This is a genomic window from Maritalea mobilis, assembly GCF_019800885.1.
In the GTDB taxonomy this organism is placed as follows: domain Bacteria; phylum Pseudomonadota; class Alphaproteobacteria; order Rhodobacterales; family Rhodobacteraceae; genus Roseibacterium; species Roseibacterium beibuensis.
In genome coordinates, this window is sequence record NZ_JAHVKE010000002.1 from 187807 (window position 1) to 206338 (window position 18532).

22 protein-coding genes are annotated in these 18532 nt (G+C 63.4%); 12 read left to right on the top strand and 10 right to left on the bottom strand.

Features of this window, described 5'->3' with window-relative positions; genetic code table 11:
* Positions 1–7: 7 nt before the first annotated feature.
* From nusA to KUV65_RS09645, 3 genes are all read right to left on the bottom strand, one after another.
* Positions 8–1639 carry a transcription termination factor NusA gene (gene nusA, locus KUV65_RS09635; protein WP_222190028.1) on the bottom strand — a complete coding sequence of 544 codons (1632 nt, stop codon included), beginning with the start codon at positions 1637–1639 and terminating at the stop codon, positions 8–10.
* Between the two features lie 5 nt (positions 1640–1644).
* On the bottom strand, positions 1645–2250 hold the full coding sequence (rimP, locus tag KUV65_RS09640) for a ribosome maturation factor RimP (protein WP_222190030.1): 606 nt from the start codon (positions 2248–2250) through the stop codon (positions 1645–1647).
* Between the two features lie 154 nt (positions 2251–2404).
* Positions 2405–2701: an I78 family peptidase inhibitor gene (locus KUV65_RS09645; protein ID WP_222190032.1), complete on the bottom strand. Its 297-nt coding sequence runs from the start codon at positions 2699–2701 to the stop codon at positions 2405–2407.
* 74 nt (positions 2702–2775) lie between these two features.
* Between KUV65_RS09645 and KUV65_RS09650 the strand changes: the two genes are divergently transcribed.
* The 5 genes from KUV65_RS09650 (at position 2776) to KUV65_RS09670 (ending at position 5862) form a co-directional block, all read left to right on the top strand.
* Complete coding sequence (locus tag KUV65_RS09650; protein WP_222190034.1) at positions 2776–3888, top strand: S-(hydroxymethyl)glutathione dehydrogenase/class III alcohol dehydrogenase; 1113 nt, start codon at positions 2776–2778, stop codon at positions 3886–3888.
* A gap of 53 nt (positions 3889–3941) precedes the next feature.
* Entirely contained in the window at positions 3942–4367 is a 426-nt protein-coding gene (locus KUV65_RS09655) for a hypothetical protein (protein ID WP_222190036.1), read from the top strand.
* A 6-nt stretch (positions 4368–4373) separates the two neighbouring features.
* Positions 4374–4895 carry a GNAT family N-acetyltransferase gene (locus tag KUV65_RS09660; protein ID WP_222190038.1) on the top strand — a complete coding sequence of 174 codons (522 nt, stop codon included), beginning with the start codon at positions 4374–4376 and terminating at the stop codon, positions 4893–4895.
* The gene (locus KUV65_RS09665) at positions 4885–5052 is read left to right on the top strand and encodes a hypothetical protein (RefSeq protein WP_222190041.1); all 168 of its coding nucleotides are present in this window, start codon (positions 4885–4887) and stop codon (positions 5050–5052) included. Before KUV65_RS09660 ends, KUV65_RS09665 begins: the two co-directional genes overlap by 11 nt.
* A 93-nt stretch (positions 5053–5145) precedes the next feature.
* A complete protein-coding gene (locus tag KUV65_RS09670) occupies positions 5146–5862 on the top strand; it encodes an NYN domain-containing protein (protein WP_261331730.1) in 717 nt (238 codons plus the stop codon).
* Here the strand turns inward: KUV65_RS09670 and KUV65_RS09675 are convergent.
* Positions 5859–6287: a DUF1330 domain-containing protein gene (locus KUV65_RS09675; protein WP_222190043.1), complete on the bottom strand. Its 429-nt coding sequence runs from the start codon at positions 6285–6287 to the stop codon at positions 5859–5861. The genes KUV65_RS09670 and KUV65_RS09675 overlap by 4 nt on opposite strands.
* Before the next feature lie 2 nt (positions 6288–6289).
* Positions 6290–6907 carry a TetR/AcrR family transcriptional regulator gene (locus KUV65_RS09680; protein WP_222190045.1) on the bottom strand — a complete coding sequence of 206 codons (618 nt, stop codon included), beginning with the start codon at positions 6905–6907 and terminating at the stop codon, positions 6290–6292.
* A gap of 352 nt (positions 6908–7259) precedes the next feature.
* Between KUV65_RS09680 and KUV65_RS09685 the strand changes: the two genes are divergently transcribed.
* Genes KUV65_RS09685 through KUV65_RS09700 form a run of 4 tightly spaced genes read left to right on the top strand, consistent with a single transcriptional unit; the run spans position 7260 to position 10643 of the window.
* A complete protein-coding gene (locus KUV65_RS09685) occupies positions 7260–8210 on the top strand; it encodes an AEC family transporter (protein ID WP_222190047.1) in 951 nt (316 codons plus the stop codon).
* Between the two features lie 59 nt (positions 8211–8269).
* Positions 8270–9109, top strand: a complete 840-nt coding sequence (fghA, locus tag KUV65_RS09690) for an S-formylglutathione hydrolase (RefSeq protein WP_222190049.1) — start codon at positions 8270–8272, stop codon at positions 9107–9109.
* On the top strand, positions 9106–9729 hold the full coding sequence (locus tag KUV65_RS09695) for an HAD family hydrolase (RefSeq protein WP_222190050.1): 624 nt from the start codon (positions 9106–9108) through the stop codon (positions 9727–9729). Before fghA ends, KUV65_RS09695 begins: the two co-directional genes overlap by 4 nt.
* Positions 9726–10643, top strand: coding sequence for an ornithine cyclodeaminase family protein (locus KUV65_RS09700; protein WP_261331731.1), 918 nt, complete (start codon positions 9726–9728; stop codon positions 10641–10643). The genes KUV65_RS09695 and KUV65_RS09700 overlap by 4 nt, the downstream gene beginning before the upstream one ends.
* A gap of 89 nt (positions 10644–10732) precedes the next feature.
* On the opposite strand, the gene KUV65_RS09705 is transcribed toward KUV65_RS09700, so the two are convergent.
* Complete coding sequence (locus KUV65_RS09705) at positions 10733–11983, bottom strand: MFS transporter (RefSeq protein ID WP_222190051.1); 1251 nt, start codon at positions 11981–11983, stop codon at positions 10733–10735.
* A gap of 136 nt (positions 11984–12119) precedes the next feature.
* On the opposite strand from KUV65_RS09705, the gene zapE reads away from it, so the two are divergent.
* The 3 genes from zapE (at position 12120) to KUV65_RS09720 (ending at position 14523) form a co-directional block, all read left to right on the top strand.
* Positions 12120–13208, top strand: a complete 1089-nt coding sequence (zapE, locus tag KUV65_RS09710) for a cell division protein ZapE (protein ID WP_222190052.1) — start codon at positions 12120–12122, stop codon at positions 13206–13208.
* A gap of 97 nt (positions 13209–13305) precedes the next feature.
* Positions 13306–13905 carry a HupE/UreJ family protein gene (locus KUV65_RS09715; RefSeq protein WP_222190053.1) on the top strand — a complete coding sequence of 200 codons (600 nt, stop codon included), beginning with the start codon at positions 13306–13308 and terminating at the stop codon, positions 13903–13905.
* 9 nt (positions 13906–13914) lie between these two features.
* A complete protein-coding gene (locus KUV65_RS09720; RefSeq protein WP_222190054.1) occupies positions 13915–14523 on the top strand; it encodes a hypothetical protein in 609 nt (202 codons plus the stop codon).
* Here the strand turns inward: KUV65_RS09720 and KUV65_RS09725 are convergent.
* The 4 genes from KUV65_RS09725 to KUV65_RS09740 form a co-directional block, all read right to left on the bottom strand.
* On the bottom strand, positions 14516–15028 hold the full coding sequence (locus KUV65_RS09725) for a hypothetical protein (protein WP_222190055.1): 513 nt from the start codon (positions 15026–15028) through the stop codon (positions 14516–14518). The genes KUV65_RS09720 and KUV65_RS09725 overlap by 8 nt on opposite strands.
* Positions 15029–15198: 170 nt before the next feature.
* Positions 15199–16473, bottom strand: coding sequence for a bifunctional folylpolyglutamate synthase/dihydrofolate synthase (locus tag KUV65_RS09730; protein ID WP_308124598.1), 1275 nt, complete (start codon positions 16471–16473; stop codon positions 15199–15201).
* Positions 16470–17417, bottom strand: a complete 948-nt coding sequence (accD, locus tag KUV65_RS09735; RefSeq protein WP_222190056.1) for an acetyl-CoA carboxylase, carboxyltransferase subunit beta — start codon at positions 17415–17417, stop codon at positions 16470–16472. The genes KUV65_RS09730 and accD overlap by 4 nt, the downstream gene beginning before the upstream one ends.
* An 84-nt stretch (positions 17418–17501) precedes the next feature.
* Entirely contained in the window at positions 17502–18398 is an 897-nt protein-coding gene (locus KUV65_RS09740) for a CPBP family intramembrane glutamic endopeptidase (protein ID WP_222190058.1), read from the bottom strand.
* Positions 18399–18532 lie beyond the last annotated feature (134 nt).

Genomic DNA, 18532 nt, shown 5'->3' on the forward strand with positions numbered 1-18532 from the left:
CGGGCCCTTAGGCCCGGGCCTCCTCGGTTTCGGCGTCACCCTCGGCTTCGGCGGCCTCGGCGGCGGCCTGTGCCTCCAGCTCTTCGATGGTGACCCAGCCAAGTTGCAGGCGGGCGGTCATCACCATGTTCTGGGCTTCTTCAAGGGACACGTCGAAGGCCTCGAGCAGACCCTCGTCCTTGACGCGTTCGCCATTGATGGTGGTCCAGCCGCCGGCAAGTTCCCAGTCGGCGCAGGTGGCGAAATCTTCCAGAGTCTTCACGCCGTCTTCGCCAAGTGCAACCAGCATTTGGGGTGTCAGGCCGTCGAATTCAACAAGGCTGTCCTCGACACCCAGTTCACGGGCCTTTTCGAGGGCTTTCTTGTTCTGCTCTTCAAGGTAGTCGCGGGCGCGGGCCTGAAGTTCCTCGGCGGTCGCCTCGTCGACGCCGTCGATCACCAGGAGTTCATCCAACTCGACATAGGCGACCTCTTCCAGCGAGGTGAAGCCTTCGGCGACCAGCAGCTGCGCGAAGAATTCGTCGAGATCCAGCGTGTCCATGAACAGCTTGGTGCGTTCCTCGAACTCGGCCTGGCGGCGCTTGGATTCTTCTTCCTCGGTTAGGATGTCGATGTCGAGCCCCGTCAGTTGCGAGGCAAGGCGCACGTTCTGACCGCGGCGGCCAATGGCCAGCGACAGCTGCTCGTCGGGCACCACGACCTCGATACGCTCGGCATCCTCGTCGAGGACGACCTTGGTCACCTCGGCCGGTTGCAGCGCGTTCACGAGGAAGGTCGGCATGTCCTCGGACCACGGGATGATGTCGATCTTCTCGCCCTGAAGCTCGTTCACGACGGCCTGCACGCGGCTGCCGCGCATACCGACGCAGGCGCCGACCGGGTCGATGCCGTTGTCATAGGAGATGACGGCGATCTTGGCGCGCGAACCGGGGTCACGGGCCACGGCCTTGATCTCGATGATGCCGTCGTAGATTTCCGGCACTTCCATCTTGAACAGTTCGGCCATGAATTCCGGCGCGGTACGGCTGAGGAAGACCTGCGGGCCGCGCGTCTCGCGGCGGACATCCTTGATGTAGCAGCGGATGCGGTCGCCGTTGCGATAGGCCTCGCGGCCGATCTTCTCGTTGCGGCGCAGGATGCCTTCGCCACGGCCGATATCGACGATGACGTTGCCGTATTCCTCGCGCTTGACGGTGCCGTTGATGATCGTGCCGGCGCGGTCCTTGAATTCCTCGTACTGGCGGTCGCGTTCGGCTTCGCGGACCTTTTGCAGGATGACCTGCTTGGCCGATTGCGCGGCGATCCGGCCCATCTCGACCGGCGGCACCTCGTCGACGATGACGTCGCCGACCTTGGGATCGTCGAGATAGGGTTTCGCCTGTTCGACGGTCAGCTCGGCCTTTTCGTTCTCGACCTCGTCATCCTCGACCACGGTGCGGATGCGGGTGAAGGTGGCCTTGCCGGTCTTGCGGTCGATCGACACGCGGATATCCAGATCGGCGCCGTAGCGCGACTTGGCGGCGCGGGCGAGGCTTTCTTCCATCGCCTCGATCACGAGGCTGGGGTCGATCATCTTTTCGCGCGCGACGGCCTCGGCCGTTTGCAAGAGTTCAAGCTGGTTTGCCGAAGTAATGGCCATGGGTCTCAGTCCTCCGCCTTGGAAGCCCCTTCGCCGGGCTCTTCCACGATCTCGTCAAATTGGGTTTCGTCGATGATGCCGGCCTCTTTACGGCTCTTCAGCATCTCCTTGATCAGGTCGTCGGTCAGCACGAGCTTGGCATCCGACAGCCAGTCGTAATGCAGGCCGATGGTGACGGGCTCGGCATTCTTTCCCTCGCCGTCGATATTGATGAGCACCTCGTCGCCCTCGACCCCGGCCAGCACGCCTTTGAACCGTCGGCGTCCGTCGATCATGTCGGTCGTCTCGATCTTGGCCTCGTACCCCTCGAAGGTCTCGAAATCCTTGAGGCGGGTCAGGGGCCGGTCGATGCCGGGCGAGGAGACTTCGAGCGTGTAGGCGTCTTCCAGCGGGTCCTCGACATCGAGAACGGCGGAGATCGCGTTGGAAATCTCGGCGCAATCATCGACCTCGATGCCGCCTTCGGGGCGTTCGGCCATGATCTGAAGCGTCTTGGTGTTTCCGCCCTGCAGGCGGATGCGCACGACCTCGAAGCCGAGCCCCTCGATCACGGGGATCAGGATTTCGGCCATGCGGCGGTCGATTGCGGTTTTGGCGATAAGGTCGGTCATGCCGTCCATGGTAGGTTTCAAACACAAAAAAACGGGCGCGCGGCCCGTTGCTCTTTCCCGGTGGAGCCTGCCGGTTTGGACCCGACGGCACCGCTGTTGAAGGCCATATAGGCGGAATCTCCGGGGCGCGCAAGATAGATGCGCGCCGGGCCGGTCAGCCGCAGGAAATCCGCATGATCATGCCGTCCGGTCCGTAGACGAAATTGATACGGTTCGGCAGGTGATCCATCGTGATCATGGCATTGAAGGCGTGGATGCGCACCGGCCCCTCGAATTCCAAGGCTTCGGCTTCCTGGTAAGGCTGGCCGAGCAGGTACTCGTATTGGGCGGCGCCGCACGTATCAGGACCTTGGTCCCGGCTGGGGCGTTCGGTCATTCCGTCGCTTCCTCCGTTGGCAAAGGCCATGACGGGCATGCAGACCGCGAGGGCGATAGCGAGGGGGCGAGTCATGGTTTCCTCCGTTGATTCAATTGTCAGATTGGCACAAGGTCGGAACAAAACAACCCCAAGGGAGGGAGTGGACCATGCGCACACGCGCCGCCGTCGCACTGGAAGCGGGAAAGCCGCTGGAAATCATGGACGTGAACCTCGAAGGCCCCAAGGCGGGCGAGGTTCTGGTTGAAATCAAGGCGACAGGCCTGTGTCACACCGACGATTTCACCTTGTCCGGCGCGGACCCCGAGGGGTTGTTCCCGGCGATCCTCGGCCATGAAGGCGCAGGCGTCGTGCTGGAGGTGGGCGAGGGCGTGACCAGCGTGAAGCCGGGCGATCACGTCATCCCGCTTTACACCCCGGAATGCCGGGAATGCGAATACTGCCTGAACCCCAAGACGAACCTCTGCCAGGCGATCCGCTCGACCCAAGGCCAGGGCCTGATGCCGGACGGGACCAGCCGGTTCTCGATGCTCGATGGCACACCGATCCTGCATTACATGGGCTGTTCGACCTTTTCCAACCACACGGTCCTGCCCGAGATCGCGGTTGCCAAGATCCATCCGGACGCGCCCTTCGACAAGGTTTGCTACATAGGGTGCGGGGTGACGACGGGGATCGGGGCGGTGATCAACACCGCCAAGGTGGAAATCGGCAGCCGCGCGATCGTCTTCGGCCTTGGCGGGATCGGCTTGAACGTGATCCAGGGCCTGCGGATGGCCGGTGCCGACCAGATCGTCGGCGTGGACCTGAACCCGGACAAGGCGGTGATGGCCAAGCGTTTCGGCATGACCGATTTCGTGAACCCGACCGAGGTCGAGGGCGACCTGGTCGCCTACCTTGTCGACCTGACCAAGGGCGGGGCGGATTATACCTTCGACGCGACGGGCAACGTGCAGGTGATGCGCGCGGCACTCGAGTCGGCGCACAAGGGCTGGGGCGAGTCGATCATCATCGGCGTGGCGCCGGCGGGCGCCGAGATCAGCACGCGGCCCTTCCAGCTTGTCACCGGCCGCAGCTGGCGCGGCACGGCATTCGGCGGTGCGCGCGGTCGCACGGACGTGCCGAAAATCGTCGACTGGTACATGGAAGGGAAGATCGAGATCGACCCGATGATCACCCACACCATGCCATTGGAAGATATCAACAAGGGTTTTGAACTGATGCACTCGGGCGAGTCGATCCGCTCGGTCGTGATTTATTAAGGGAAGAATTCCCCGGTCCGGTCGAACCGGGCCCCAACAGGAGGACTGACAAGATGAATTTCAAGAAGATGGCGGCAGCGGGTGCCCTGGTGATCGGGGTAAGCGGCATGGCGCAAGCCGAAGGGTGGACCGTGACCGATTTCTCGTCGCTGCCGGACCGCGAAACCTGCATGAACTACGCCGAGACCACGATCGGCACCTACCGGTCGCGCTTTGGCGCTGACGGGTTCACCGGTCGGTCGGAATGGACCTTGGGCGGATATGACCTGCGCGGTGAAGTGATCGACGCTCTGTTCATCTGCGCCGACGAATCCGGCCTCGTGGCGCCGTTCCTCGTTGTCTACAACGTCGATGACGACTCGAACGCTCGGGAAACAATCGCGGATCGTCTGGGCGATATCTGGGACGAGGTCGTGGCCGGGAACGGTGTTCCGTCGGGCAGCACGGGCGGCACGATCGGCGGCGGTGGTACGAAGTAATCCACAATGACAAGCGCGCTTCGAATTCGCCGCGCCACCCCAGACGCCAATGAACAGGACAGGTCGGCCTTGGTTGACCTCCTCCTGCCCGTATTCCGGGCCGGCGATACCTACACGGTCGACCCGAAGATCGACGCGGATGGTGCCGTCGCCCTCTGGTGCGCGCCAGGAAAGACGGTGTTCCTAGTCGAGGATGGCGCCGGGACCGTTCTGGGGACCTATTACATCCGTCCCAACCATCCGGGCGGCGGCGCGCATGTCTGCAACTGTGGCTATGTCACGGCGAGGCAATCGCAGGGCAAGGGCGTGGCGCGGGCGATGCTCTCCCATTCCATCGAGACAGCGCGCGAGATGGGCTACCGCGCGATGCAGTACAATTTCGTCGTGTCCACCAATGCCCGCGCGATCAAGACGTGGCAGCACGCCGGGTTCGAGGTGGTCGGGCGATTGCCGGGGGCGTTCCATCATCCGACCGAGGGCTATGTCGATGCCCTGGTCATGATGCTGGACCTGACCGATGGAGACTGAGAGTCCCTTTTCGATCATTGGCGAGGCGTTCAGCGCGATCGGCGCGCTTGTGATCGGCGGGAGTTATACGTCCGACGAAGCCGAGGAACTGGCACACCTGATCGCCGGTCAAACCCCGTGCCCCGAAGAAACCGCTGCCACCGGCGAGGCCAAGTAGCCGCGCCATGCCCAAGGCATGCCAACCTCGCCGAAGGCGGGTGGCTCGCCGGATGCATCCGTGCGAGGCTGTGCGTGAAAAACAGGAGACGACATGGCCAATGACACCCCGCTTCTTGCGGTCCTGATCGATGCCGACAACACCAGCCACAAGCACGCCAAGGCGATCTTCGACGAGATCGCCGGGTTCGGCGAGGCAAGTGTTCGGCGCATCTACGGCGACTTCAGCTCGTCGCACATGAAGGGCTGGTCGAATGTGCAGGCCGAGTTCGGGATCGTGCCGCATCACCAGCCGGCCAATACCGTGGGCAAGAACGCAAGCGACATCGCGCTGGTCATCGACGCGATGGACCTGATGCATTCTGGCCGGTTCGACGGGTTTGTCCTCGTCAGTTCCGACAGCGATTTCACGCGACTGGCCAGCCGGATCCGCGAGCAAGGGCTGGATGTCTTTGGCATTGGCCAGAAGAAAACGCCCGATGCCTTCCGTAAAGCCTGCAAGCGGTTCATCTTTGTCGAGAACATCCTCGGGTCGGAGGGTGGCGATCCGAAAACAGACGACAAGCAAGCGGGCGACAAGCGCCCGATCAGCGAGGCGCGGGATCTGATCCACCGGGCGATGGAGGGGATCGGGCAGGAAGACGACTGGTATTCGCTGGGACAGCTTGGCCAGTACATGACCAGCGCCAACCCGGATTTCGACACGCGGACCTATGGAAAGCGCAAGCTGAGCGACCTTGTCGAAGCGATCAGGACGCTGGAGGTCAAACGCGGACAGGGCAACCAATTGCTTGTGCGCCGGATCGACTAGGGCGCGATCTCGCCGAAGGCCCCACCGGGGTTGCCGGGCTCCATCCGGATCAGGCGCGACTCCGCGACGGCCGCCTGCCTGTGGCGCACTGCCTTGCGATAGGCGGGGTCGCGCAGCATCGACACGAAGGCGTTGACGTTGGGATATTCGGCGATGAAGGCAAGGTCCCAGAGCTTTTCCCGGGGCCCGATCAACATCAGTTCGGGGCGCCCGATCCAGACTTGCCGTCCGCCCAATCGTTGGAAGATGGGCGCGCTTTCCCGGGCATAGGCACGATAGGCTTCGGCCCCTGAACACTCGGTTCCATCATCATAGGCGGCGCGCTCGCGAAACTTGAGCAGGTTCAGCATGTGAACCGGCCCTTCGCGCTGCATTTCGCGGAAGGTGGCGAAACTCTCGCGTGTCGGGTCGATATACCGGGCCATGCCTAGCGACGCTGATAACGGGCGAGAAAGGTCTTGCAGGCCTCGTTCGCGATGAAATCGACATCGGCTTCGGTGACATCGGTTTGCACCCCGAAAACCCTTTTCAGCATCAGGTCCGTGCGGCACAGCTGCGCCAACTGGTCGGCGGCAAGCAGGCTGTCGTCGATATCCAGCATCTTCTGTGCGGCCGGGCTTTCGAGATATTGCGCTATTTTTCGATTCCAGCGATTTGGCCCGCTTTCGTAGAAGGCACGCCCCAGTTCGGGAAAGCGCTGGGCTTCGGCCACGCAAATCCTGAAGATGTCTTGCCCGACATCGGACAGGACAAGGCCGACCAAGGTCTTGCAGATCAGGCGCAAGGCATCGGGCACGGGTATGTCGCAGCCGGTGATGGCAAACTCGATCTCCGATTGCTGGTCGCATTCGGCCTGTAGCACGGCGATGAAAAGCTGCTGCTTGTCGGGGAAATAGCTGTAGAGCGTGGCCTTGGAAACGCCGGCGTCGCGGGCGATGGCGTCGACGCTGGCCCCTTCGAAGCCTTCGCGCATGAAGACAGTGCGGGCGCCTTCGACGACCTGATCGAACTTGCGGCCCTTCTTGACCTTCAGGTCAGCGTTCATGCTGGCGCCCCGTCCCCGATCCTTCCGCGTCCCCGAAGACAAGCGTAAACCAGTCAGTTCAGTTCAGGCAAGGATGACGGCGCGCGACGGTCGCCGCGCACCATGTCATCTGGTCAACCGTCATTGGCGCGCCGGATCGCTTCGGCCACAGGGATTGTCCCGCGCTGATCGACCGGGATTTCGGCACGCCGCTCCAACCGGGTGACGCTTGGGGACGCGTCATGGCCAATGTGGCTTGTCAGGATGCGCGGACCACTGTGAATCCCGCAAACTGACCAAACGGTTCAGTTTGAAAACTCCTCTTCTGTCGCATCGCTGGACAGTCCGCGCGGCGTGGCGTAGCCGAAAAGGCATGGTTGAGATCTTCCTCAAGACATTGCCGTTCTTCGCCCTGATCGGATTGGGGTTTCAGGCCTGTCGCACCGGGTTCTTCACGGCCGAGGCGGCGGCTTACCTGACCAAGTTCGTGTTCTACTTCGCCTTGTCGGCGATGCTGTTCCGCTTTGCCGCGAATCTGTCGCTCGCCGAGATTTTCGACTGGTGGTTCGTGGCGGCCTACCTGTGGGGGTGTTTCATCGTCTACCTGTTGGCCACGGCGGTCGCGATGCTCAGGCGCAGGCCGATCACCGAAGCAGCCGTCGAGGCTCAATGCGCGGTGATCGGGAATACCGGTTTTCTGGGCGTGCCGATGCTGGTCGTCCTGATGGGTGAGGCGGCGGCGGGACCCGTTTTGATGGTGCTGACGCTGGACCTCGTGGTGTTTTCCAGCCTGATCGTCATTCTTGTCACCGGCAGCCGCGAGGGCCGCGTGCGCTTGTCGACGCTGAAGTCGGTCGGGATGGGCCTGCTGAAAAACCCGATGATCGTGTCCATCGTGCTAGGGCTGGCCTGGTCGTCGAGCGGATGGGATGTGCCCGGTCCCGTGAACGAGTTTCTCGGCATTCTTGGCGCGGCAGCGACCCCCGGGGCGCTTTTTGCAATCGGGGCTTCTCTGGCCGGGAAATCGGCCGAGCGCCTGTCGGTCGCCGGGTGGCTCAGCTTCTGCAAACTTGTCCTGCACCCGGCCGCTGTCGCGTTCGCCGCGTTGGTCCTGTTCCCGGTCGCAACCTTCGACGCGGCGGTGATGATTGCCGCGGCATCGCTGCCGGTCGCCGGGAATGTCTACATTCTGGCACAGCATTACGGTGTCGCGCCGCAGCGGGTGTCGACGGCCATTCTGGTGTCAACGACGATCTCGATCCTGACAGTCTCGGTCATTATCGGTTGGGTGTCGCAGATGGCGGGGATCACCTTGGGCGGTTGAGCAGGCAGGCCACCCGCGTTACGCCTTGGCGCAAGCAATGTATGGAAGGGGTGCCCCTGATGGAGACGATCTCGGAAAATCGCTGTTTCGGAGGTACGCAGGGCGTTTACAGCCACGCGTCGGATGCCACCGGCACCGATATGACATTCGGGCTGTTCATGCCGGCCGAGGCCGAAGATGGCCCGGTGCCGGTGCTCTGGTTCCTGTCGGGCCTGACCTGCACCCACGAGAACGCGATGACGAAGGCGGGTGCGCAGATGTGGGCAGCCGAACAGGGGATCGCGCTGGTCTTTCCAGATACGTCGCCCCGCGGCGCGGGCGTGCCGAATGACGAGGCGTACGACCTCGGGCAAGGCGCCGGGTTCTACGTCAACGCCACGCAGGACCCGTGGGCCGAGCATTTCCAGATGTGGGACTACGTGACCGAGGAGCTTCCGCGCGCGCTGTTCGATCGCTTTGCCCTGGACGAAGCGCGGCAGGGCATCACCGGGCACTCGATGGGCGGGCACGGTGCCCTGACCATCGCGATGAGTTTCCCGGAGCGTTTTGCCAGCGTCTCGGCCTTCGCTCCGATCTGCAACCCGATGGAAAGCGATTGGGGCCGCAAGCAGTTCACCGCGTATCTGGGCGAGAATACGGCCCTGTGGGAGGCGCATGACGCCACTGTCCTGATGCGCGAAAAGGGGTTTCCCGGTCCGGTCCTGATCGATACCGGCACGGCGGACCAGTTCGGCGACCTGCTCAAGACCGAGGCCCTGGCCGAGGCCATCGCAGCGCGTCGGCAGCACGCGACCCTGCGGCTTCAGCCCGGCTATGACCACAGCTATTTCTTCATTTCGACCTTCATGGAGGATCACGTCGCCTTCCATGCCGAGGCGCTTTACGGGGTGACCGAATGAAACCCGAAGCCGTGATCTTCGACATCGGCAACGTGCTGATCGAATGGCAACCCGAACGGTATTACGACCGGGTCTACGGTGAAGACCGTCGAAAGGCCCTGTTCAACGAGGTCGATCTGCACTGGATGAATGAACGAGTGGATCGGGGCGAGCCGTTTCGCGACGTGATCTATGAAACGGCGGAGACCTATCCCCATTGGCGGGCCGAGATCCGCGATTGGCACGACAATTGGATCGAGCTGGCCACGCCGGTCATCGACCATTCCGTCACCCTCATGCGGCGGCTGCGGGCCAAGGGCGTGCCGGTCCACTGCCTGACGAATTTCGGGGTGGAAAGCTACGCCTATGCGCAAACCCAGTTCGATTTCCTTAACGAGTTCGATATCGAATTCGTCTCGGGCCGGATGCAGGTGACGAAACCGGATCCGAGGATCTACGAGTTGGTGGAAGAAGGTGTTGGCGTCGCGCCCGGTGCCATTCTTTTCGCCGATGACCGCGACGCGAACATCGCCGCCGCCGAGGCGCGCGGATGGCAGGCGCATCTGTTCGATGGGCCGTCGGGCTGGGCCGACAGGCTGGTCGCCGCCGACCTGCTGACCGAGGAGGAGGCCAAGCCATGAGCATCGCGATGATCGGGCCCGAGGCCGAAGAAAAGCTTGACTGGATCGCCCTGACCGATGCGATCGAGGCGGGGCATGCCCTGCCCAGGGCCGAGATCGGGGATACGTTCCTCTATCGCGGCAAGGACACGCTGCTGAGCCGCGCGGCCTGGATCGACGGGTTGGGAAGCCTTGTGAAAACGGCGACGATCCATCCGGGCAATCCGGCGCGCGGCAAGCCGATGGTGAATGGCGGGGTGAACCTTTACGACGACGAAACCGGCGAGTTGTCGGCGATCGTGGATTTCCACCTCGTCACCAAGTGGAAAACAGCGGGTGACAGCCTGCTGGCCGCGCGCAAGCTGGCGCGAAAGGATAGCGAGACGATCCTGATCGTGGGCGCCGGCACCGTCGGCCGATCCCTGCGCGAGGCCTATGGCGCGCTGTTTCCAAAGGCATCTTTCATCGTTTGGAACCGTTCGCCCGAACCGGCGGCGCAACTGGCCGAGCATTACGGGCATACGACCCCGATGACCGACCTGCGCGCCGCCGTGGCCGAGGCGGATATCGTCACCTGTGCCACGATGACGGACCGTCCCCTGATCGAGGGGGCGTGGCTGAAACCGGGCCAACACCTGGACCTGATCGGCGCCTACCGCCCTGACATGCGTGAGGCCGATGACGAGGTGCTGGAACGTGCGCGGATCTTCCTCGACAGCCGCGATACCGTTCTGGGCCATATCGGCGAATTGAAGATCCCGCTGGAGCAGGGCGTCGTTTCGGAAACCGACGTTGTGGCCGACTACTACGATCTGCCGGGTGGGGATTTTGCGCGGCAGGGCGAAGACGAGATCACGCTGTTCAAGAACGGTGGCGGCGCGCATCTGGACCTGATGGTCGCGCGCTACATCCTGAACGCGGTGCAAGGCGGCTGAGCGGTTTCCCCTGCTGACGCAGGCGACCCGTGCGAGGGGGTTTCACCCCCTCGCGCTCCCCCAGCATATTTTCAGGATAAAGATTTGGGTCAGGTGGCCACGGCGACGCGGTTGCGGTCTTGAAGCGGCGTTTCGCGGATCGGCAGGTGGACAATCGCGCTCAATGCCCCGACGGCCACGCCAATCCACCAGACGGCGGTGTAGTCGCCGTAGAGGTCGTACATCCAGCCCCCCAGCCAGACACCGAGGAAGCCGCCAAGCTGGTGGCTGAAAAAGACGATGCCATAAAGCGTCCCCATGTAACGCAGCCCGTAGATATAGGCGACGAGCCCTGAGGTCAGCGGCACGGTGGCCAGCCACAGCGCGCCCATGACGATGGAAAAGACGATGACCGTTGCGGGCGTTATGGGGAGCAGGATGAAGATGCCGGCCGCCAGCGTGCGCCCCACATAGATCAGGGTCAGAAGGTATTTCCTTGGAAAGCGATTGCCGAGCCAGCCTGCGGTGATCGTACCGGCGATATTCGCCAACCCGATCAGCGCAATCGCAAGCGCGCCAAGGCCCGATGTCGTCGTCACGCCGAGACCTGCCAGGATGCCGGTCGGGTCGATCGGGCCGCAAAGCTCGGTCACGAAGGCGGGGAAGTGGGCGGTGATGAAGGCCAGTTGGTAGCCGCAGGAAAAGAAGCCGACGAAGATGAGCGTGAAGGATGGATCCCGGAAAGCCTTGCCGAGGATTTCGCCCATGCTCTCCTCCAGCTCGGCCTTCGAGGCGGCCTCTGGTGCGCGCAGCAGCGGCAGGGCAAAGAGCGACGCGAGCACCATTCCTGCGAAGATGAGGAAGACGGTTTGCCAGGGGAAAAGACCCAACAGGGTTTCGGCGAGGGGGGCGCCCACGATCTGGCCGGCCGAACCTGCGGCCGTGGCGATGCCAAGCGCCACGGAGCGGTGCTCGTCCGAGGCGGCCCGTCCGACAACGGCCAAAATGACGCCGAAGCCTGTTCCGGCGATGCCGAACCCGACAAAAATTTCCAGAAGCTGGTGCTGTCCGGGCGTGACGGCCATGGACGACAGGACCAGGCCCACGGCATAGGTCAACGCGCCGAGGATGATCGCCCGACGGTCGCCGAACCGTTCCGCGATGGCCCCGAAGATCGGCTGCCCAATACCCCAGGCAAGGTTTTGGATCGCGATGGCGAGGCTGAACTCGGCCCTCAACCAGCCGAATTCATCGGCGATCGGGATCTGGAACACCCCGAAACTGGCGCGGATGGCAAAGCTGATCAGGATGATGATCGAGCCACCGATAAGCACGGGGGTGAAAAGCGGGGATTTGGTCATCAACCCTGTCCTTGTTCGCAGGGTGCAAGATTGCGGGCGTGGCAGGCACCGTCAATCCACAAAGCGTGCTGGCGCACATCAGCATCGATGATCGCACCGCTGGCGCCGGACGACATCGCGCGCTAGGAACCGACGCATGGGACAACACCTGCAAGCTATCTACGATACGCGCGTCGCCGAAGGGCTTCTGCGCCCCGATCCGGCACAGCGCGCGGCGTTGCTGCGGCTTGAGGAACTGCGCGAGCGGCTGGAGGCCCCGCAACGCAAAGGGTTGCTGTCTCGTTTCAAACGGGCCGAACCCGCCGGGAAACAGGGCCTGTACCTTTGGGGCGGGGTTGGCCGTGGCAAGTCCATGCTGATGGACCTGTTCTACGCGCATGTCGGCATCAAGGAACGCCGCCGGGTGCATTTCCATGCCTTCATGCAAGAGGTGCAGGCCGCCCTGCACGAAGCGCGCAAGACCGGCGTGGACGATGCGATCAAGCCGGTCGCCGACGCGATTGCCAAGGATCTTCGCCTGCTGTGTTTCGACGAGATGCAGATCACGGATATCGCGGATGCGATGATCGTTGGACGGTTATTTGAAAAGCTGTTCGATGCTGGCGTCGTGGTGGTGACAACGTCGAACAGGCATCCGACCGACCTCTACAAGGATGGGCTGAACCGGCAGTTATTCCTGCCGTTCATCGAGTTGCTGCAATCCCGTCTTGAGGTCGACCAATTGGACGCAATGGCCGACTACAGGCAGGATCGCTTGGCTGGTGAGCCGGTCTATTTCTGCCCGCTGGGCGCCGAGGCCACGAAAAAGGTCGATGCAATCTGGCGCGACCTGACCGAGGGGCGCGAGGAAGAGCTCTGCCTGGAGGTGAAGGGACGCGAGGTGCATGTGCCCCGGTACTGGGCGGGCATGGCGCGGGCCTCGTTCTGGGATCTGTGCGGTCAGCCATTGGGCCCGGCGGATTACCTGGCGCTCGTGGGCGCGGTAAAGCTGTTGGTGCTGGAAGGCATTCCGCGGTTGGACGCCAGCAAGTTCAACGAGGCAAAGCGCTTCGTTACCCTTATCGATGCGCTCTACGAGGGGCATGTCCGGCTGATCGCGACGGCCGAGGACGAGCCGGAGCGCCTGTATCTCGAAGGGGCGGGGAGTTTCGAGTTCGAACGCACCGCAAGCCGTTTGCGCGAGATGCAGGGCGCCGATTGGGGCGCCGGGCGCGATCAGCCCTGAAACTTACGCAGGCGGCGTTCCGTTTCTTGTGCATGATCTGTTGACCCGGGTCAGGCGCTTGCTACCCTTTCGACAACCTTTTTGCAGGAGTTTTCCGATGCCGAGCTTTTCCCCGCAGTCCCGTGCCGCGCTCCTTGCGCTTCCCCTGATGCTTCTGGCCGCGCAGGCGGGTGCGCACACCGGAGAGGGGATCAATACCGGCTTTGCCAGCGGCTTCTGGCACCCGATCCTCGGCTGGGATCATGTCGTTGCCATGGTCGCCGTTGGCCTGTGGGGCGCGTTCCTGGGATCGCCATCCATCTGGATCCTTCCGGTCGTCTTCCCGCTGGTGATGGCCGTGGGTGGCGCGATGGGCGTGGTGGGCATGCCCCTGCCTGCCGTTGAAACCGGTATCGCGCTGTCGGGTGTCATCCTCGGCCTTCTGATCGCCTTTGCCGTGCGCGCGCCGATCTGGGTGGCGGCGGTCATCGTCGGCGTCTTTGCAATCTTCCACGGACACGCGCATGGGACCGAGTTGCCAGAGGCCTTCAGCCCCTACGGCTACGCCGTCGGCTTCGTCGTCGGAACGGGTCTTTTGCACATGATCGGGATCGCATTCGGCTTTCTCACCAAGTCCGAGATCGGCAAGACCGCTGTGCGCGGCGCCGGCGGTGTGATCGCCCTGGTCGGCGCGGCGTTTCTGTTCGGACTTGCCTGAGGGCGCGTCTTGAAACGGATCGGGATTGCGGCGACCGCGCTGATCGGCGCGGGTCCTGCCGCCGCGCACAGCTTTGATACCGGGGCGGATGCCTATAACCAGGTGGTCGAGGGCACAGGCGTTGTCCTGACCGATCCGGGCTTGCTCATCCCGATCCTCGCGCTGGGCATATTGCTCAGCCTCTGGGACGCGGAGGGTTTGCCGCGCGCCTGGCCATTCTACCTGCTAGGGCAGATCGCGGGCGTGATCGTGGCCTCTGTCGTTGGGCCATGGATCACGACCGTGTTCATCGCGCTGGGCATCGTGATCGCAGCACTCGCAGCCCTGCTGCCGCGCCCGACCAAGACCTTGGCAATCGGCCTCGCGGCATTGACCGGGGTGGGGGCCCTGGCCGTGGGTCTCGAAGGGCATGGCTTGTTCGAGCTGTCGGTTTTCATCCATCTCGGGCTGATCCTTGGGGTCAACATCGCGGTGGCCTTGCCCGCCGGGGCAGCCCGCGTCGCGCTGGATAAGGTTGCGGCCCCTTGGATGCGGATCGGCTGGAGGGTGGCAGCCTCGTGGCTTGGGGCGATCCTGGTCCTGTATCTCGCCTTCGAGATGACTGGCGGCCTTAGCTGAGCGGGACGACCGACTGGCAGGACATCTCGGTGTCCATACCGAAGACAGGCAAGGGCGTATCGGGATCGATGGAACTGGCCGCGATCCAGACATTGTCGATGCAGACATCTTGTGCCCAGTTGCCGCCGTTGAAGCCGAACCCGTCCGGCCCGCAATCATTCACCTCGCCATTGGCGTTCCACGCCTGGTAACTTTGTTCGAGGAAGTGACCGCCCATCGGGAATTCGAGGTTGGTCGTGTCGAAGAACAGGGTCCAGGTCGTCTCGGTCGTGCGCTGGCGCATGTTCCAAGCGCCGATTGGCACCCCGTCATGATAGCCTTGAATGAAGAAGGCGCTGACATCCTGTTGGGTGATGATCCCGGTGTTCAGCAGGTTGTCCGGCACCTCGATGATCCCTTCCATCGTATAGCCCGAGTTTCCGACCCAGCAGAACTGGAACCGGGCGGCGTGGGCTGGAAGGGCGGCCAATGCGATGGCAAGGGCGGTGAAAGTCGTTCGGCGCATGGATGCAGAGTGTGGACCCGCTGCACGAATGGTCAAGGGGCGGCGGATGCCGCCGCCGATCAGGTCGCGCGTTCGTGTTCGCCCGCGTTGACTGACAGCGTGGCAGGGTCTTCGTTGCAACGGCGGAACGGAGGAACGGCCAAAGCACCGCGACCCCGTCGCAAAGACCGCTACCCGTTCTCTTTCAACACGTTTCCAGCAAGGTAAAGAGAACCGCAGATCAAGATGCGCGCTTCGGGCGTTTCGCCTGTGATGGCGGCAAGCGCGTCTTCGACAGACGCGGCCTCGACCGCTGTAAGACCCGCTTCTCGCGCGGCGGCGGCGGTTTCTTCGGCCGAAAGTGTTGCGGTAGCATCAGGGATCGGAACGGCCTGAAGCCCCGCCACCTGCCCCTTGAAATGTTCCAGGTACCCCGCCGGGTCCTTGGTGTTGAGCATGCCGCAGATCAGGTAGGTGGGCCGATCCTGCAAGTTGGCCAAATGCGCCGCGATGGCGCGGCCTGCATGCGGGTTATGCCCGCCGTCCAGCCACAGTTCTGCCTGCTGCGCCGCATCGACCAGCGGGCCATGGCGCAGGCGCTGCATCCGCGCGGGCCACGTCACGTTGCGCATTGCCGCCTCGCAGGCACCCTCGTCCATGCCGAGTGCGCGCAGGGCGGCCAGCGCGATGCCCGCATTCTCGACCTGATGCGCGCCGGGAAGCGCGGGGAGCGGCAAGTCCAGCAGGCCGGTTTCGTCCTGGAACACCAGCCGCCCGCGTTCCTCCCAGACATGCCAGTGCTGCCCATGCGCCAGGAGGGGGGCACCGAGGCGCACGGCGCGGTCCTCGATCACCTCCAGCGCGTCATCCTGCTGCCGCCCGACGATGCACGGTACTCCGCGCTTGATGATGCCCGCCTTTTCCGCAGCGATCTCGGACAAGGTTTCGCCAAGAAACTGCTGATGGTCCATATCCACGGGCGTGATGACGGTCAGGCACGGCGCGTCGATCACGTTGGTCGCATCGAGCCGCCCGCCAAGGCCGACCTCCAGCAAGGTGTAGTCGGCCGGTGTGCGCGCGAAGGCCAGGATCGCGGCTGCGGTGGTGATCTCGAAATACGTTATGGGGTCCGGGCCGTTGGCAACGAGGCATTCGTCGAGGATTGCCGAGAGTGCATCTTCTTCTATCAGATCTCCCGCCAGCCGAATGCGTTCGTGAAACCGCGCCAGATGCGGCGAGGTATAGGCGTGGACAGTCTTGCCAGCCCCTTCGAGGCCCGCACGGATCATTGCCTGGGTCGATCCCTTACCGTTCGTTCCCGCGATATGGATCACCGGCGGCATCTCACGCTCGGGGTGGCCGAGCGCGGCAAGGATGCGCCACATCCGGTCGAGCGTGAGGTCGATCACCTTGGGGTGGAGCGACATCATCCGGTCAAGGAGGATGTCGGATGTCGCGCTGCTCACGAGGTCTGTTCGCTATCCTGATCCGGCGTCGGCGCCGGTGTGGGAGGTTCGGGTGACACCTCGGGCGGCGGCGGCAGATCCGCCAGGATCGCGGGCGGCAAGCCCATCAGCATCCGCGTGATGGTGATGAGTTCTTCGCGCATATCCTTGCGTGGGGTCACGCGGTCCAGCATGCCGTGATCCAGCAGGTACTCCGCCCGTTGGAACCCCTCGGGGAGTTTCTCGCGGATCGTCTGTTCGATCACGCGTGGCCCGGCAAAGCAGATCAGTGCGTTGGGCTCGGCGATATGAACGTCACCCAGCATGGCGTAGCTGGCGGTCACCCCACCCGTCGTCGGGTGCGTCAGCACCACGATATAGGGCAGGTTATTTTCCTTGAGCATCTGCACGGCGACCGTGGTGCGCGGCATCTGCATCAGCGACAGGATACCCTCCTGCATGCGCGCGCCCCCGGCGGCAGAGAACAGGATCAGTGGGCGTTTCAGCATCACGGCACGTTCGGCGGCGGCGATGATCGCATTGCCCACATACATGCCCATGGACCCGCCCATGAAGCTGAAATCCTGCGCGACCGCGACGATAGGAGTGCGCCCGATCTCGCCCTCGGCGACCAGCATCGCCTCGGCCTCGCCCGTCTGTTTCTGGGCCGCCTTCAAGCGGTCCGGGTACTTTTTCTGATCGCGGAACTTGAGCGGATCATCGATGGGCTGCGGCACCTCGACCTCGGTGAAGATGCCCGCGTCGAACAGCGCCGTGAACCGGTCGCGCGGCGTGAGCGCCATGTGATGCCCGCAATTCGTGCAGACGTTCAGGTTGTCGCTCAACTCGCGGTGAAACAGCATCGTGCCGCATTCATCACACTTGGACCACAGGTTCTCGGGCATCTCGCGACGCGAGAAGATCGAATTGATCCGGGGGCGGACGTAGTTGGTGATCCAGTTCATGCGCGCTCTCAGGACGGGTCTGACGGTTCGCGCCCGAGATAGGCCTCGCAGGCGGGAAATGCAATCATGCGCGGTGACGTCCGGTCAGGCGCGGACGCGCTTCACGACCAGCCGGATGACCAGCCAGATTGCAACCGTGATGCCGATATCCAGAAGGATCAGGGGGGCCATGTCAGGCGAGGCCGGATCGACCGGCATCGTGTAAAGCGCAAGGCCTGACAGCGGCCCGTCGCTGGCCACGAACAGGATCGCGGCACAGTTATTGGCGAAATGAAGCCCCCACGCGGCCCCTATATTCCCGGTCACGGCGGTCAGATCGGCGGCAAGCAAGGCGAACACGCCAGTGGCGGCCACGATGAACCACGTGTTTTCGCCCATCAGGTCGGGTTGGTAATGCGCCAAACCAAAGAGAACGGCCGGCAAGACCATCCAGATCACGGGCGAGCGGAAGCGCGCGGCCAGTTGCTGCTGAACATAGCCGCGAAACAGCAGCTCCTCCGCCCCGGTTTGCACGAACACACCCACCAAGGCGAGCGGCAGGAAACTGGCCCAGAGGGACAGGTCGAGATTTGGCGTGGGCGTTGCGCCCTCGGGGCTGGGGATCAGAAGGGTCGCGCCGTAGACAACGGCACAGACCACGGCCCCGATCGCGAAATGGGTTGAGAGCCGCGGAAATGGCCCGCCGAACAGGGACAGGGCCGGGCGTCTGTGAAGCAGTTTCGCCGCTGCCATCGGCCCCAGGGCCATCCCGATGAAGGTCGCCAGCAACAGAAGCGTGCTGGTCGGGCCGTTCGCCAGGGACATCGAGGCCATCCAGCGTTGCGCGCCCTCCGGGCCGCTCGTGATCAGAAGGATTCCGAAAATCAGCAGGATCCCGGCAAAATAGATTGCCCCGGCCAAGAGCAGGCCGACGAACAATCGCCATAGCTGGGGACGCGCCCGTGCGGGCGCCACGAATTCCGCGTGGGCGGGATACTGCATCGGCCTGCCTGCCTTTTGTTGTTGCAAACACCCTACTCCGCATCGGGGGGCGCGGCAATCATGCGTAGGCCCTGTTGGCCTAACGTTCTTGTGTCGCCGCAGGCCGCCGTCTATTCCGGAGCAAAGCCCGGCCA

Coding starts and splice junctions, on each gene's coding strand:
- KUV65_RS09670 (WP_261331730.1), top strand. CDS start 5,146: ATGGCCAATGACACCCCGCTTCTTGCGGTCCTGATCGATGCCGACAAC.
- zapE (WP_222190052.1), top strand. CDS start 12,120: ATGGGACAACACCTGCAAGCTATCTACGATACGCGCGTCGCCGAAGGG.
- KUV65_RS09675 (WP_222190043.1), bottom strand. CDS start 6,287: ATGGCCCGGTATATCGACCCGACACGCGAGAGTTTCGCCACCTTCCGC.
- accD (WP_222190056.1), bottom strand. CDS start 17,417: ATGAACTGGATCACCAACTACGTCCGCCCCCGGATCAATTCGATCTTC.
- KUV65_RS09655 (WP_222190036.1), top strand. CDS start 3,942: ATGAATTTCAAGAAGATGGCGGCAGCGGGTGCCCTGGTGATCGGGGTA.
- fghA (WP_222190049.1), top strand. CDS start 8,270: ATGGAGACGATCTCGGAAAATCGCTGTTTCGGAGGTACGCAGGGCGTT.
- KUV65_RS09705 (WP_222190051.1), bottom strand. CDS start 11,983: ATGACCAAATCCCCGCTTTTCACCCCCGTGCTTATCGGTGGCTCGATC.
- KUV65_RS09660 (WP_222190038.1), top strand. CDS start 4,374: ATGACAAGCGCGCTTCGAATTCGCCGCGCCACCCCAGACGCCAATGAA.
- KUV65_RS09700 (WP_261331731.1), top strand. CDS start 9,726: ATGAGCATCGCGATGATCGGGCCCGAGGCCGAAGAAAAGCTTGACTGG.
- rimP (WP_222190030.1), bottom strand. CDS start 2,250: ATGACCGACCTTATCGCCAAAACCGCAATCGACCGCCGCATGGCCGAA.
- KUV65_RS09650 (WP_222190034.1), top strand. CDS start 2,776: ATGCGCACACGCGCCGCCGTCGCACTGGAAGCGGGAAAGCCGCTGGAA.
- KUV65_RS09665 (WP_222190041.1), top strand. CDS start 4,885: ATGGAGACTGAGAGTCCCTTTTCGATCATTGGCGAGGCGTTCAGCGCG.
- KUV65_RS09725 (WP_222190055.1), bottom strand. CDS start 15,028: ATGCGCCGAACGACTTTCACCGCCCTTGCCATCGCATTGGCCGCCCTT.
- nusA (WP_222190028.1), bottom strand. CDS start 1,639: ATGGCCATTACTTCGGCAAACCAGCTTGAACTCTTGCAAACGGCCGAG.
- KUV65_RS09685 (WP_222190047.1), top strand. CDS start 7,260: ATGGTTGAGATCTTCCTCAAGACATTGCCGTTCTTCGCCCTGATCGGA.
- KUV65_RS09740 (WP_222190058.1), bottom strand. CDS start 18,398: ATGCAGTATCCCGCCCACGCGGAATTCGTGGCGCCCGCACGGGCGCGT.
- KUV65_RS09680 (WP_222190045.1), bottom strand. CDS start 6,907: ATGAACGCTGACCTGAAGGTCAAGAAGGGCCGCAAGTTCGATCAGGTC.
- KUV65_RS09695 (WP_222190050.1), top strand. CDS start 9,106: ATGAAACCCGAAGCCGTGATCTTCGACATCGGCAACGTGCTGATCGAA.
- KUV65_RS09715 (WP_222190053.1), top strand. CDS start 13,306: ATGCCGAGCTTTTCCCCGCAGTCCCGTGCCGCGCTCCTTGCGCTTCCC.
- KUV65_RS09645 (WP_222190032.1), bottom strand. CDS start 2,701: ATGACTCGCCCCCTCGCTATCGCCCTCGCGGTCTGCATGCCCGTCATG.